This is a genomic window from uncultured Roseivirga sp. (assembly GCF_963973945.1).
In the GTDB taxonomy this organism is placed as follows: Bacteria; Bacteroidota; Bacteroidia; order Cytophagales; family Cyclobacteriaceae; genus Roseivirga.
Map to the genome: position 1 here is coordinate 61,478 of NZ_CAXBBV010000013.1, position 14,199 is coordinate 75,676.

The 14,199-nt window shown below is 39.2% G+C and carries 13 protein-coding genes and 1 riboswitch; of the genes, 6 read left to right on the top strand and 7 right to left on the bottom strand.

The features are described 5' to 3' along the window. The first annotated feature begins 221 nt into the window (after positions 1–221). A riboswitch (SAM riboswitch) is annotated at positions 222–340 on the top strand. 167 nt (positions 341–507) lie between these two features. The 6 genes from metX (at position 508) to AAC026_RS17045 (ending at position 7,719) form a co-directional block, all read left to right on the top strand. Next, positions 508–1,563 (top strand): homoserine O-acetyltransferase, encoded by a 1,056-nt coding sequence (metX, locus tag AAC026_RS17020; RefSeq protein WP_339700581.1) that lies wholly within the window; start codon positions 508–510, stop codon positions 1,561–1,563. After that, positions 1,560–2,834: a homoserine dehydrogenase gene (locus AAC026_RS17025; RefSeq protein WP_339700584.1), complete on the top strand. Its 1,275-nt coding sequence runs from the start codon at positions 1,560–1,562 to the stop codon at positions 2,832–2,834. Before metX ends, AAC026_RS17025 begins: the two co-directional genes overlap by 4 nt. Positions 2,835–2,965: 131 nt before the next feature. After that, positions 2,966–4,270 carry an NADH:ubiquinone reductase (Na(+)-transporting) subunit F gene (nqrF, locus tag AAC026_RS17030; protein WP_339700587.1) on the top strand — a complete coding sequence of 435 codons (1,305 nt, stop codon included), beginning with the start codon at positions 2,966–2,968 and terminating at the stop codon, positions 4,268–4,270. Between the two features lie 191 nt (positions 4,271–4,461). Further along, the gene (locus AAC026_RS17035; RefSeq protein WP_339606746.1) at positions 4,462–4,752 is read left to right on the top strand and encodes a hypothetical protein; all 291 of its coding nucleotides are present in this window, start codon (positions 4,462–4,464) and stop codon (positions 4,750–4,752) included. Positions 4,753–4,959: 207 nt separating this feature from the next. Continuing rightward, complete coding sequence (locus AAC026_RS17040) at positions 4,960–6,096, top strand: formimidoylglutamase (protein WP_339700590.1); 1,137 nt, start codon at positions 4,960–4,962, stop codon at positions 6,094–6,096. Positions 6,097–6,540: 444 nt separating this feature from the next. Beyond that, positions 6,541–7,719 carry a histidinol-phosphatase gene (locus AAC026_RS17045; RefSeq protein WP_339700593.1) on the top strand — a complete coding sequence of 393 codons (1,179 nt, stop codon included), beginning with the start codon at positions 6,541–6,543 and terminating at the stop codon, positions 7,717–7,719. Between the two features lie 8 nt (positions 7,720–7,727). On the opposite strand, the gene AAC026_RS17050 is transcribed toward AAC026_RS17045, so the two are convergent. The 7 genes from AAC026_RS17050 to AAC026_RS17080 are packed head-to-tail and all read right to left on the bottom strand — an operon-like array spanning position 7,728 to position 14,187. Next, positions 7,728–8,120, bottom strand: a complete 393-nt coding sequence (locus AAC026_RS17050) for a hypothetical protein (protein WP_339700596.1) — start codon at positions 8,118–8,120, stop codon at positions 7,728–7,730. Between the two features lie 7 nt (positions 8,121–8,127). Beyond that, positions 8,128–9,459, bottom strand: a complete 1,332-nt coding sequence (locus AAC026_RS17055) for a DUF58 domain-containing protein (RefSeq protein WP_339606751.1) — start codon at positions 9,457–9,459, stop codon at positions 8,128–8,130. Then, positions 9,459–10,436, bottom strand: a complete 978-nt coding sequence (locus AAC026_RS17060; protein WP_339606752.1) for a MoxR family ATPase — start codon at positions 10,434–10,436, stop codon at positions 9,459–9,461. Before AAC026_RS17060 ends, AAC026_RS17055 begins: the two co-directional genes overlap by 1 nt. 3 nt (positions 10,437–10,439) lie before the next feature. Next, a complete protein-coding gene (locus AAC026_RS17065; protein ID WP_339700599.1) occupies positions 10,440–11,645 on the bottom strand; it encodes a DUF4350 domain-containing protein in 1,206 nt (401 codons plus the stop codon). Further along, the gene (locus AAC026_RS17070; protein ID WP_339700602.1) at positions 11,642–12,358 is read right to left on the bottom strand and encodes a hypothetical protein; all 717 of its coding nucleotides are present in this window, start codon (positions 12,356–12,358) and stop codon (positions 11,642–11,644) included. Before AAC026_RS17070 ends, AAC026_RS17065 begins: the two co-directional genes overlap by 4 nt. After that, positions 12,342–13,241 (bottom strand): hypothetical protein, encoded by a 900-nt coding sequence (locus AAC026_RS17075; protein WP_339700605.1) that lies wholly within the window; start codon positions 13,239–13,241, stop codon positions 12,342–12,344. Before AAC026_RS17075 ends, AAC026_RS17070 begins: the two co-directional genes overlap by 17 nt. Further along, positions 13,210–14,187 (bottom strand): stage II sporulation protein M, encoded by a 978-nt coding sequence (locus tag AAC026_RS17080; RefSeq protein WP_339606756.1) that lies wholly within the window; start codon positions 14,185–14,187, stop codon positions 13,210–13,212. Before AAC026_RS17080 ends, AAC026_RS17075 begins: the two co-directional genes overlap by 32 nt. Positions 14,188–14,199 lie beyond the last annotated feature (12 nt).

The following is a 14,199-nucleotide window of genomic DNA, read 5'->3' on the forward strand; positions in this document are numbered from 1 at the left end:
CAATACTAGCTCAAAACATTTAAACCCCTGTCTCACAAATCTCTCTTATTCTTACTTTCAGTAACTAAATCATGTCTATTCAAAAGAGATTATCCGTAGCTAAAAACTGAATTAACAATTCATTTTTTTCTTCATCTATTTTGAAATTCGTAAAATGGCTTGTACGTTTGTGCCCACAAGTCGAGAATTTTTGATCTGGCATCAGCCAAGTTTCAAAAATCGATTTATACAGAAGCGTGGAGAGATAGGCTCTATGAAACGCTAGCAACCATCCGTAGAGGAAAGGTGCTAATTCCTAATCCCAAAAGAAAGCCAAGTGGTTTTCGGGAGAATATAAATTTGACAGTTATGCAAACCTATTTATCCTTTGTGGACAAGTGTCCGCTAAACACCAAACCCTCTAAGTCAGGGTTAAATTTTCATGTCCAAATTTGTTGTTTGATTCCAGCATAACTCTGTACCCTACAGAACCCACCCCTGCTGTTTCAAATCCATAATTCTTGTGTCATGATTGTATCTATTCCATTTACTCAAACTTCTAATAAAGTGAACGATTCGTTACACTATTATCATCATTCAGGTGAATTCCGATTGGAATCTGGTGAAGTTCTCAATGATATTCAGATTGCCTATCAAACTTTCGGCACACTTAATTCTGACAGAAGCAATGTAGTTTGGGTTTGTCATGCCCTAACGGCAAATACAGACCCAATACAGTGGTGGCCTGGTTTGGTTGGCTATAATTACCTGATAAATCCTGAAGAGTATTTTATTGTTTGTGCGAATATTTTGGGCTCATGTTATGGTACTACAGGCCCTAGAGATTTCGACCCAAAAACAGGTGAAAGATATCTTTCCAGTTTCCCAAATATCACTATTCGCGATCAGGTGAAAGCCCATATTCTACTTAAAAATTATTTAGGAATTGAACGTATTGCGTTAGGTATGGGTGGTTCTACCGGTGGTCAGCAAATATTAGAATGGGCCATTGAAGACCCAATTTTCGATAAGTTATTCATAATTGCCACTTCGGCCCAAAGCAGCCCATGGGGAAAGGCCATTCGAGCCTCACAGCGCATGGCCATTGAAGCAGATGTTTCCTTTTTCTCTAGTTCGGTTAACGGAGGAAAAAAGGGAATGGAGGCCGCAAGAGCTATGGCGCTGTTGTCCTATCGCACTCCAGAAACTTTTAATCAGAGTCAAAGAGATGACAATGAAGCACTAGAGAATTATAAGGCAGAAAGCTATCAACGCTATCAAGGTATCAAGCTGAGCAATAGGTTTGATGCCCGCAGTTATTACACCTTAGGCAAAACCATGGACACTCATAATGTGGGGCGCGGAAGGGGAAGTGTTCAGAAAGCATTGGCAAGCATAAAAACGGAAACTCTAATAATAGGTATTGAAAGTGACATTCTGTTTCCATTAACAGACCAACAAACAATAGCAGATCACTTACCAAATTCAACATTTGAAATCATTCAATCTGATTATGGCCATGATGGCTTTTTAATCGAAACTCGAAAAATATCTGAAATACTAAAACCATTCTTGAAAAAATGAGAGCAATTAAAATAGGTCTATTTGGCTTTGGCTGTGTAGGGCAAGGTCTTTATCAAACCATCAACAACTCCAAAAATTTTGAAGGCGAAATCGTAAAGATTTGCGTGAAAGACCGACATAAAGTAAGGAGTCTTCCAGAATCTGTTTTCACTTATAATAAAGAGGAGATTCTAAACGATCCTTCAATTGATGTGATTGTTGAGTTGATCGACAATGCGGAAGCAGCACTTGAAATTGTAACTACGGCTTTAAAAAATGGCAAATCGGTAGTTACGGCCAACAAAAAAATGGTTGCAGAAAACCTAGAATACCTGATTGACCTACAAGAAAAAACAGGGAAGGGGATTTTATATGAGGGTGCTGTTTGCGGTAGTATTCCGATCATCAGAACTCTGGAAGAATATTTTGGGCATGAACCACTGAATGAAATCAAAGGTATTTTCAATGGCTCTACCAATTATATACTAACCAAGATTTTTGATGAGCGACTAGATTACGCTCAAGCTCTAGAAGAAGCCAAAGAAAAGGGTTTTGCTGAAAGCGATCCTACATTAGACGTGAAAGGCTTCGATCCTAAATTTAAGTTGAGCATACTGCTTACCCACGCGTTTGGCATCAATGTGTCGCCAGAGAAAATTGCCAATTTAGGTATCGATCATTTACAGCCAAGCGATTTAGAGTTTGCCAGAAAGCATGGCTATAGAATCAAGCTAATTGCCCAAGCTTCGCGTAAAAATGATGAAGTATTTGCTTGTGTACTTCCTCAGTTTGTAAAGGAAAATCACAACCTCCGGAATGTGAACAACGAGTTCAACGCGGTTACGCTAAACGGTGAATTCTGTGACGATCAGTTGTTTATAGGTAAAGGAGCAGGAAGCTTGCCCACTGGAGCAGCCGTACTTTCAGATATATCGGCCTTAAGTTATGATTACAAATACGAATACAAAAAGCACTACAATCAAGGTAAGGTTCATTTCAGCAGTGAAAATGCCGTAACAGTATATGCCAGTTTCGAAAAACCAGAGCACATTGACCTGAATGAGTTTGAGACTGTTTCTGAAAAATTCTTCTGCTTTGATAGAAGTTATGTGATCGGTAAAATCAAGCTTTCGAAACTACTCCAATCCAAATGGGTTTATAACTCCAAAATTAGTGTAGTGCAGTTTGACAACGAAACCGAAATTTCGGAAGAATTAGACCTTGGAGCGCTAGAAAGCGAGATTTCTGAGTTGAGAAAAGGGCAAAAACTGAGAGAAAAAATCAGTGTTTAGAGAGTATCTTTTAAATGCGCGGTTTTTTTACTGAATCCTTCTCCATTTTAATCTTAAGTGGATATATTTGTAGCCCTTACGGGAGGCCGGTTTTCGGCCTATCCAATTGTTGATTTAAAAGAGATTGTTAAATGTCTTCAGTAATTATCACTTCAGTAGTCGCTTTTTCGGCTGTAATTTTATTGCTCGTACTGATTTTGCTTTATGCACAGTCCAAGTTAGTTCAGTCGGGAGACGTGAAAATCATCGTTAACGGTGATGAGGCGAACCCTATTGTTACTTCCGCAGGAAGTACCCTTTTGAACACCCTTTCTGGTAAAAAGATTTTTCTTCCATCTGCTTGTGGTGGTGGTGGTACATGCGCCATGTGTAAATGTACCGTGAGCGAGGGAGGAGGCGATGTGCTTCCAACCGAAGTTGGCCACTTAAACCGTGCAGAGCAAAAAGAAGGCGTTCGTCTTTCTTGCCAAGTAAAGGTTAAAAGCGACATGCGCATTCAGATACCAGAAGAAATTTTCGGTATCAAGAAATGGGAATGCGAAGTGGTTTCAAACTATAACGTAGCCTCATTCATTAAAGAATTTGTAGTGAAGTTACCAGAAGGTGAACACTTAGAATTTGAAGCTGGTGGTTATATCCAAGTAGATGTTCCTCCTGTAGTTTGTGATTTCAAAACAATCAACATCGAGCCGCATCCAAACGATCCGGCTGGTCCAGATAAGTTTAAAGGAGATTGGGACAAGTTCCAGCTTTGGGATTTGAAAATGGTGAACGAAGAAGAAATCTTCCGTGCCTACTCAATGGCCAACCACCCTGCAGAAGGAAACATTATTATGTTGAACATTCGTATTGCTACTCCTCCTTGGGACAGAGCAAATAACAAATGGATGGATGTTAACCCTGGTATTTGTTCTTCTTATGTATTTACTAGAAACCCTGGTGATAAAGTAACGATTTCTGGCCCTTACGGTGAATTCTTCATTAAACCTACAGATGCAGAAATGCTTTATGTTGGTGGTGGTGCAGGTATGGCGCCAATGAGGTCTCATTTATTCCACCTTTTCCACACTTTGAAAACTGGAAGAAAGGTATCGTACTGGTACGGTGGACGTTCTAAAAGAGAGCTTTTCTACCTAGATGATTTCCAGAAAATTGAAAAGGAATTCCCGAACTTCCAGTTCCACTTGGTGCTTTCCGAGCCGTTGCCAGAAGACAATTGGGTAGAGAAAAAAGATGTAAACGATAAAGAAGGTGATGGTTTCTTAGGTTTTGTTCACCAAGCGGTGATTGACCAATACTTGAGCAAACATGATTCTCCAGAAGATATCGAGTTTTATTTCTGTGGACCTCCAATGATGAACGCAGCAGTAATTAAAATGTGTGACGACTGGGGTGTTCCACCTGAAAACGTAGCATTTGATGACTTCGGAGGTTAATTAAACCCAAGCAATAAAAATACACAGTGGCCATTCTTTTAGGATGGCCATTTTTTTTGTTGAATACTTCAGTTTTAAATGAAATACGACCAGTTATTCGTGAATAGTTTTCGGTAGCTGGTGACATTTATTCGCTTAAGCCTCTTGTTTATTATTTCTTGAGAAAAAATTTAGACCCAAATTAATTCTCGATGAAAAAAATCAAAGTCTTAGTAATTCTATTCATTGCTAGTATCTCGTTATCCAGTTGCGAAGATTTAGCCTCTTGCGGTTCGGCCACTGTAGTTTTTTACAATAGTTACGGAAACTCTATTACCTTAATTGTTGATGGCACTTTAAGAGGAAACATCAGCAATGGAAGCCAAAAAACCATAAGCTTAACAGAAGGTAGCCATACCTATACTATTGGTGGTTCATCTCAAAACAAATCATTTTCTGTTAAGGATTGCGGTACTTTAAACATAGAGATCACCAAAAACTAGACCTTAAAGGCCAACAATATCGGTTACCCAGAAATTACAGTAAACACTTTATTCTTAGTAAACCGAAGTAGTTTTGCTTAATTAAAAAGGCAGATAAAATATAAACCACTCAATGAGTGGTTTTTTTATGCTCTAACCCATTGCACCACTTTCCCGAATAGACTAAAATCACCTATCTTTATTTTTTCTGAACTAGGTAGTAACCGAATGAATCTTAAACTCTTTTTTAGCCCCGTAGATATTTCTGAAGAATTGCCAGCAAACAGTGTAGGACATTCTGTTCAATCTTCTGGCAACGATAATTTTGATATTACCAAGTGTGATATTGCCCTTGTGGGTTTAACAGAAAATAGAGGAGCGAGTGAAAACAAGCCTGAAAACGATGGTGCTGAAAAAATCAGAGAACGTTTTTTTAGGTTGAAAAAAGGAGCAGGCCGTTACAGAATTGCCGACCTAGGAAATTTAAAAAGTGGAGAAACACTAGAAGATACCAACGATAGATTGAGAGAAGTTTGTGAGTTTTTACTTCAACACAAAATACTACCTATTGTTATTGGTGGGTCGCACGACCTTAGTTTCGGTCAATTTCAGGCTTATGAATCTTTGCCTGAACTAATTACACTCTTGAATGTAGATGCTACTTTAAACCTTGAGTCAGAAGGTATGGGAAATGCTACTTTCCTAGACAAAATATTGACTTACAGCCCCAACTACCTTTTCTCTTATAATCATTTGGCGCATCAGAGTTATTTGGTGGGACAAGATCATTTGGGCGTATTAGACAAGCTTTATTTTGAAGCCATGCGACTAGGGCAATTAAGAGAGAACTTTCCTGAAGCCGAACCATTAGTCCGTATGGCCAACATGATGACTTTTGATATAACTGCCATACGTAGTGCCGATGCCCCTGCAAACCCAGATGCCCAACCCTTTGGTTTAACAGGCGAAGAAGCTTGCCAGCTTTGTTGGTATGCGGGAATGAATGAAAAATTAAGCTCCATTAGTATTTCTGGCTTCAGCCCCGACTTAGATGACCAACATGGTAAGACTGCTACCGTAATCGCCACCATGCTTTGGTACTTTGTGGAAGGCTTTTACAATAGGAAAGACAGCGGAAAATTTGAGTCTAGCGAGTACACTCGTTATGTAGTTTCACAAGAAGGTACTGACGATACAATGGTTTTCTACAAAAGTAAATCGACAGATAAATGGTGGATGCTGGTTACTTTTGGCAATAAACATAACCAAAAAGCCTATTTGCCATGCAGTTACAAAGACTACACCAATGCTACCCATGGCGAATTGCCCGAAAGATGGATTAGGGCACAAGCCAAGTTGATATAATCTTCAGAAACTCTCCAAAAGTTAATTTCAGAATATAATCATCAATTGACCCATCACAACTTTTGGAGAGTTGGTTTATTAATGGCTCCAGAAGAAAAATGAAAAAGCTCTTTACACCGTCTGTGAAAGAGCTTTTTGCTGGGTCATTAAAATAAAAATGGTATTTTTCTACATTGCTCCACTCACCGTTTCGCAATGTTACTTGCATGTACTACGCATCAATGCTTGGATACCCTACCTCTTTTTATAATTATTCAATATTTATTTTGTAACTGATTGTTTTGTTTTTGAATATAAGGTTACTCTATTTAGTTATAAATCATCATAAATTAAATACTTATACTAATTTCTGATATCACAGAATTCACGATTTGATGATCTCCCGAATTGGGTAGCTTAAAACATAAATGCCTAAATTTCTATAGAAATCAAGCCACTAAAGCCATGAGAATCAGATATATCGTTACTCTATTTTTGTTTCTAAGCATTCTAAGTTGTGAGCAAGAAGAAGCCAATTGGTTAAAAGGAAATTTGCACACGCATACCTATTGGAGCGATGGAGATGGATTTCCTGAAATGGTTTTGGATTGGTACAAAAGCAACGACTACCAGTTTATTGCACTTTCAGAACATAACATTATTGCCAGAACCGAAAAGTGGAAGAAGATTCCAAAAAGCATGATCTACCAACAAGCTTTTGAAGATTACTTGAAGAAATTCGGAGAAGATTGGGTAGAATATAAAGAAGACAGCACAGGCATTAGTGTAAAGCTGAAAACTGAGCCTGAATACAAACCATTGTTTGAAGAGGCTGGCAAATTTGCCATAATTACCGCTCAAGAAATTACCGATGGCTATGGTGGAAAGCCATTGCATATGAATGCTACTAATGTTCAGGAACTCATTCAGCCCAGGCACGGAAACAGTGTAGCCGAAACAATGCAAAACAACATTGATGCGGTATTGGAGCAAAGAGAAGCCACAGGCGAACCCATTATGCCTCACATTAACCATCCCAATTTTGGCTGGGCCGTTACTGTAGAAGACATGAAATCACTTCGTGGAGAACGTTTTTTCGAAGTGTTTAATGGTCATCCTCAAGTACATAATTATGGAGATTCCACCAGAATGGGTATGGAGGAAATGTGGGATCAAATCAATATTGCTTACCTCAACAGAAATCAGCCTTTGATGTATGGCATTGCTACAGATGACAGTCATAATTACCATTTGTTTGGTGGACAGTACAGCAATAGCGGCCGTGGCTGGGTGATGGTAAACAGTAAATCGCTTGACGCTAAATCCATTATTGAAACCATGGAGGCTGGAAATTTCTACGCTTCAACTGGCGTAAGCTTGGCTTCTTTAGAGCAAGATGAAAATGAAATCGAATTGAAAGTTAAGGCAGACGCTGGCGTGAGTTATACCATCGAATTTATTGGAGTAAGAAAAGGAAGCGACAAAAGCGAGGTCTTCGAAACGGTGAATGGAACCGAAGCCTCTTTTGAACTGACCAAAGAAATGCTCTTCATCAGGGCTAGAATTAGTTCTTCAAAAATCAAAGAAAACCCGTTTCAAGAAGGTGATTATGAAATGGCTTGGACGCAGCCGATTTCGCATTAACTGTAAGGTTAATTTCTCTTCTCAAACGCCACCAATCCTGAAGCATTCTTCTCGTATTTAGCAATGTAGGAGCTGTTAAACTCTGCTGAAAAGTTGACATCGCCTCCACTTATGTTTGTTGGCGTTGGGCTGCCTTCTGGAAAGAAATACACTTTAGTATTACCGAATTTGGTGTGAAGCATATAATTGCCATAGGCTTCCATTTCAGCATTTTCAGGATCGGCTACGGTAACAATGTACACTCGAACGACTGGCCCAGTATTGTTTTCGTTACGGTAAAAAGCCACTTCGGTAAACCCACCTTTGAGGTCGGAAACGGAAGGCTGGCTAAAGGACTGCCATAGCATAATAGCCACCAAAACGCCAATTACTAAAATCATCGCAGTTCTGTACTTTCGCATTTCCATATCAGATCAATCCTCTAGATTTCAGTTCAAGGTACTTGTTAATGGTGTTCACGCTCAACTCTTTTGGAGGCGTTAAAATGGTATGAATTCCGTGGGCCTGAAGCTCTTTCATAATCAGCTTCTTTTCATAAGCCAATTGTTCTGCAATTCCCTTTGTATACACTCCTTCCAAAGAATCAGCTTTGGTTTCAATGAGTTCCTTCACTTCCGTATTCTCAAAGAAAATACATACCAATAAATGCTGTTGATTGATTTTTCTGAGGTAAAGCAATTGCCTTTGTAAGGAAGAAACCGAAACGAAATTAGTGTAGAGTAGAATAAGGCTTCGCTGCGTTACCTTCCGTTTTAAGGAAATATAGAGCTGTGAAAAGTCACTTTCTTTATAGGCTGTTTTCTGCTTATATAAATGCTCCAAAATTAAATTCAGCTGCATGTTTCGAGAAGAAGCAGGCAAAACTGAATTCACTTTATGCTGAAAGGTAACCAAACCAGCCTTATCGCCTTTTTTCAGGGCAATGTTAGAAATCACCAAACTGGCATTAATCGCATAATCCAGTAAGCTCATACCCTCAAAAGGCATCTGCATCATTCGGCCTTTATCAATTACAGAATATACCTGCTGCGAACGCTCATCTTGGAATTGATTGATCATCAATTCCGACCTTCGGGCAGAGGCTTTCCAGTTGATTTTTCTATAATCATCTCCAGCTACATAGTTTTTGATTTGCTCAAACTCCATGTTATTCCCAATTCGCCTGATCTTCTTGATACCGCTCTGCTGTAATTGATTTGAAATGGCGAGCAATTCGTACTTACGCATTTGAATGAAAGAAGGATATACGGAGACTGCTTTGGGCTGCCCCAGTTGAAACCTTCGTTTCACAATACCTAGCTTGGTAAACACAAAGGCGTTTATGATTCCAAATTCGTATTCACCACGCTTTACTGGGCGAAGGGAATAATTAATATTCTTGACCTCTCCAGGCTTTAAAGTCAGGTTAAATTGCTGATTCCTAATTTGAAACTGCACGGGCAATTCATCAAAAACCTGAATAAATACTTGTTGTTGAAACCGATGTTCTAGAATAATCTGAATTGAATTTTCATCTCCGTTAGAAAACTTTTCGGTCATTATTCTTTCTGCCACCAATGGTGTTTTTTGCTTATACAAAAGCAGCGTATCGAGCACTAGCAGTACCAAAGCCAGGTAGAAGAGCGTTTCTGCTATTGCGGCTACTGCAGGAACAGCAAAACCCACCATAAACAAGAACACCAAAGCCCCTGCTACGGCAAAAAAACGATTGGTGAGATAGAAAGACTTGATGTAATTCATTAACGCGGTACTTCAGTTTTAGCAACCAACTGGTTGATTACTTCTTCGGCAGTAACCCCTTCCATTTCCTTTTCAGGTGTAAGAATAATTCTATGGGTGAGCACAGGAGAAGCCAAGAATTTAATGTCCTCAGGTGTTACAAAGTCGCGTCCCTGAATGGCTGCGAAAGCCCTTGCGCCATTGAGCAGAGCCAAAGAAGCACGAGGAGAAGCCCCTAAATAAATGGCGTGGTCGTGACGTGTTTGAGTCACGATTTCAGCAATGTATTTAAGAAGTTTTTCGTCTACTACAATCTCAGTTAAGGTAGATCGGTATGCAGCTATATCCTGCGCATTGAGTACTTTAGAAACACCATCGAGTTGACTGCCTTTTCTGGCCGCATGGCGGGTTAAAATTTCTGTTTCTTCATCGAGTGAAGGGTAACCGATTTCAATTTTGAATAAAAAACGATCGAGCTGCGCTTCTGGCAGTCGGTAAGTTCCTTCTTGCTCAATCGGGTTTTGAGTAGCCAAAACAATGTAAGGCTCATCCATTTTGTGTGTAGTTCCATCAATGGAAACCTGACGCTCTTCCATTACCTCGAAAAGCGAGGCTTGGGTTTTTGCCGGTGCTCGGTTAATTTCATCAATAAGCACAATATTCGAGAAGATAGGCCCTTTCCGGAATTCGAACTCGGAAGTTTTTACATTGAAGATTGAGGTGCCGAGTACATCGGAAGGCATAAGATCAGGTGTAAACTGAACCCTAGAAAAATCTACATCAATACTCTTCGCCACCAGTTTAGACGCCAATGTTTTGGCTACACCCGGCACACCTTCTAAAAGAATATGACCATCGGCAAGAATAGCGGTTAAAATCAAATCGACCATTTTTTTCTGGCCCACTATGACTTTGCCAATCTCCTCACGGATTTGTTCTACACCTGCCTTTAGTTTTGTCAGGTCTACCCTGTTTTCGAATGTATCTTGATTTTCCATATGCTATACTATTCCGTAAAATTCGTTCATTAATTTTTCCATCATCAGAAGTTCGCCTTCTTCGATCATATCATTTGCTTCTATTCGCTCTACTAATTCTACCAAAGCAAAAACCTTTGCCTTTTCAACGCCAGATTTTCTCGTGAGCTCTAGTTTAAAGGCCTTATCCACTTTATCTGTTCTGAGCGTGTAATGACTTCGTACATAATCCTTCCAGAACAGAATTCTTTTTTGCGCCAAATTCTTATGGTTCTTCTGCTGGTGATAAAGCTGCCCCAGTGTATTCACAAATTCAAGGGTGGCATTTTTCACTGGCGGAATCACTGCAATGATGCGTTGCCTTCTTTTCGATTCAAATAAAATGAAAATGAATACCGTAGCCAACAGAATGAAAATAGCCCACCTTAAAGCAGGATAACTCAACAAAGCCCTTATTTCTGAGCGTGACTCAAGTTTACCCATCTGGTAATATTCTATATGCATTAAAAGCTCATCTTCAGGCAAGAGGCTCAACATTGAGGAAGCAAAAGCAGAAGTTTCTTCATGTAAAACAAAGTAATTTGTGAAAGCCAACGGCATGGTGCTCAAATACAAATTGCCTTGACCACCATTGTATTTAAGCAGAACAGGTTTACCATCTTCTCGCCAAGCCATTTCGGTAATGCTGTCGCTTTCTACTTTAGAAAAGTAAGCAGCCGTAGTTAAAGTCGGGAAAACGAAAGTCTCTTCATTTCCATTTGGCAAGGCAAATCGCACCCTCGTTTTAGTTTCTTCTGCCAATTCATTTGCTATTTGGGTAAAGTCGGAAGGATTTAATCGTTGCTCCAAATAGGCTTCAAAACGCAAAGAATCTTCAAAACGAGTAGAAAAATCTTGTGCTGCTAAAAAAACCGTATGCCCTTTTTCAACATGCTTTAAAAGCGAATTGAAGTCATTATCATCAAAAATCAAATTGCCAGCAATTGCCAAGAAGTTATCGTCTACCTCTTCTTGTTCTACTAATTCATAAATGGTTTTAAAACTCGAAGGTATATCTCCCTGATCGAAAAGATCTTTGAGTAAATCGTGTGTAGCGAAAGTGCCAAAAGGAATACGGTCGCGGTAATGATATGTGACCGTCCAATCCTCAGGTTTCGGTTTCTGCATTTCGTACACCACATAAATGGTAATAATGGCAATAAAGAATATCAGGTATTTTTTGTCTTTCATTTCTTCGAAGACTTTAAAGTTCCGATACTCTCTAAATGGGATTTGGCCTTAGCAACCATGGTTTCGTTAGCTTCAAAATGACCATACCAAGTGTAGTCAAAAAGGAAACTGAGACTAGCAAAATCCTTTTCTATGTTATGACCCGACAATTCGTATAGATATTCTCGATTCGTTTTCCCCTTTCGAATAGCAATGAGGTTAGCATCTGATATTCTTTTCAAGGAATAGAGGTAAGTGAGGCGCACCGCAATTCTCCACTGCGCTTGGCTGATAGCTTGTTGAATTTCAGTTTCAAAATCAATTTCATGTAGCGTTTCTTCATCTACCTGATAAGGCTTTGCTTCAGACTTAGTCTTCTTAAAAAGGGTTGTTGGCTGAATACCTGCTAGTTTGACAATGAAAAACACGAAAGCCGCAATGAGCAAACCATAGAATAGAATTTCTAATATACCGCTTGTTACCGCAGAACCAAATAGGTTATTAAACCAACCTACAATCCTATCCCAAAGTCGCTCCAGAAAGCCCTTTGGTTTGGCTTTATACACTTCGTACTGAAAGCGCTTATCGCCCCTGTATTCATCTAGCTTTTGGGCGTCAAAACTCCTTATCTCTGTTTGTGGAGATTGATCAGGTAAAGCTGCAAAAGCAGAGGAGCCTGCAAAAGCAAATTGAAGTGTCAGAATTAAGAATAATAGATTAATATGTCTCTTCATCCTCCACATTTCCGGCATCATCCATCTGCTCAATTCTCGACATCAAACCTCTAGATTCTCTTCTTTCAACCAAATTAAAATACTGAAAAGCCAAAGCTAAAAAGCTGATAGAGTAGGTAAGAATAGCTCCAAAAGTTTCAAATACGGAAAAGAGTATGCCCAAGGGGTTACTACCAAAATTTGATTCATCTAGTCCGCTCAAATCGCCCGATTTTTGCACAGAAGTAAATAAATCACCAAAAAGCAGAAAGGTTCTTGGTAGGCTAAAGAGCATATTGATAACATAGCCAATAATTCCTGTTACAAACAATAAGCCTAAAGTACTCCACCATTTGTCTTTAATTAATTTAAAAGACCTTCCAAAAGCATCGATTGGGTTATTGTCTTCAAACACAATAATGGCAGAACCTAATGATAGCACAATCATTAAATAGACACCTGGGATGAAAAAAAAGAACATCCCAACAACAACAACAATCGCAGCTATAATATTAAATACCAACAAGTTGAACACCTTTGAGAGCAAGTTTCTGGTTACATCCGGAATTCGAATTTCGGACGGGGCTTTACCTTGATAGACCCTCATGTAGCTATATGCCACCGCAGGCATTACGGCTGATGTAACTACAACCGAAATCAACATCACACCATACATACCCATCATACTAATAACAAAATCAGGTGTGACTCCTCCATCCAAATTAAGGAAACTCAAAGAAAACTGACTCATCATGATATTTGAAATGAGAAGGATTGGGCCAGATATAAGCAATTGAGCCCTTAGATAAGGCCATGCGTTTTCGCGAAGGAAAACAAAAGTCATGTTCAGCTTGTCTCCAAACTGGCGCTTTTTATAAAATTCTATCTGCGGTGTATACGCCATTTTTAAACAATTTTCGAGGGTAAATAATTATGTAATAAACCATAAAAGCCAACGATCCCAAAATGATGGTGGCTTTTAAAGCACTCGGCATTCCGAACAATCGGGTAACAAAAGATTCTAGAAAACCAGCAATAATAAACATAGGCACCAAGCCTAAAACCACTTTTGCTCCTGTCAAAGCTCCTTTTTTTAAAGATTCAAGCCTAGAGTAAGTACCTGGAAACAACATTGAGTTGCCCATAATGAGCCCAGCCCCACCTGCCATTACTATAGATATAATTTCTATGGTACCATGAATCCAAATCGTAAGAACCGAAGTAAGTAAAAGTCCTTTTTGGTAAAAGAAGTATTGAAAAGAACCCAACATCACTCCGTTCTTGAAAAGCATAAAGCCCGTTCCTACTGAAGCTAAAATACCCGCAGCAAAGGCCATAAATGATACCCGAATGTTATTGAAGGTAATCGCAAAAAACATATCCGTCTGCCCCATAGAATCATAAATACCAAGTGGATTTCCACTTTCAATATTCACTAAGGTTCTATTCACATAGTTGTCACCCAATATAAGCCTTACAAAAGTATCGTCTTGTGCTGCGGAAAATGCTCCGATAATACTTGACAGCAAAAATATGATTAATGAATAACCAAAGGCTTTGCGGTGAACCCAGAATATTTCGGGGAGTTCTACTTGCCAAAATCTTACAAATCGGCCCGAACTCTGTTTCTTATTCTTATAGATATATTGGTGAACTTTTGTTGAAAGGTTATTAAGGTAAACAGTAATGTCACTTTTAGGGTAGTGCGTTTTAGCATAGGCTAAATCGTCCGTCAGCTGAATAAACAAACTAGCAAGCCTGTCAGGGTCTTTTCTGGCTTTGGAGGAAATTTGCCTTTCGAACTCTTCCCATTTACTTATATTTGCTTTCACGAAAGCGGATTCCCTCATCTTTGATTCGTA

Coding starts and splice junctions, on each gene's coding strand:
- AAC026_RS17075 (WP_339700605.1), bottom strand. CDS start 13,241: ATGGCGTATACACCGCAGATAGAATTTTATAAAAAGCGCCAGTTTGGA.
- AAC026_RS17025 (WP_339700584.1), top strand. CDS start 1,560: ATGAGAGCAATTAAAATAGGTCTATTTGGCTTTGGCTGTGTAGGGCAA.
- AAC026_RS17055 (WP_339606751.1), bottom strand. CDS start 9,459: ATGAATTACATCAAGTCTTTCTATCTCACCAATCGTTTTTTTGCCGTA.
- AAC026_RS17065 (WP_339700599.1), bottom strand. CDS start 11,645: ATGAAAGACAAAAAATACCTGATATTCTTTATTGCCATTATTACCATT.
- metX (WP_339700581.1), top strand. CDS start 508: ATGATTGTATCTATTCCATTTACTCAAACTTCTAATAAAGTGAACGAT.
- AAC026_RS17045 (WP_339700593.1), top strand. CDS start 6,541: ATGAGAATCAGATATATCGTTACTCTATTTTTGTTTCTAAGCATTCTA.
- AAC026_RS17060 (WP_339606752.1), bottom strand. CDS start 10,436: ATGGAAAATCAAGATACATTCGAAAACAGGGTAGACCTGACAAAACTA.
- AAC026_RS17050 (WP_339700596.1), bottom strand. CDS start 8,120: ATGCGAAAGTACAGAACTGCGATGATTTTAGTAATTGGCGTTTTGGTG.
- nqrF (WP_339700587.1), top strand. CDS start 2,966: ATGTCTTCAGTAATTATCACTTCAGTAGTCGCTTTTTCGGCTGTAATT.
- AAC026_RS17035 (WP_339606746.1), top strand. CDS start 4,462: ATGAAAAAAATCAAAGTCTTAGTAATTCTATTCATTGCTAGTATCTCG.
- AAC026_RS17080 (WP_339606756.1), bottom strand. CDS start 14,187: ATGAGGGAATCCGCTTTCGTGAAAGCAAATATAAGTAAATGGGAAGAG.
- AAC026_RS17070 (WP_339700602.1), bottom strand. CDS start 12,358: ATGAAGAGACATATTAATCTATTATTCTTAATTCTGACACTTCAATTT.
- AAC026_RS17040 (WP_339700590.1), top strand. CDS start 4,960: ATGAATCTTAAACTCTTTTTTAGCCCCGTAGATATTTCTGAAGAATTG.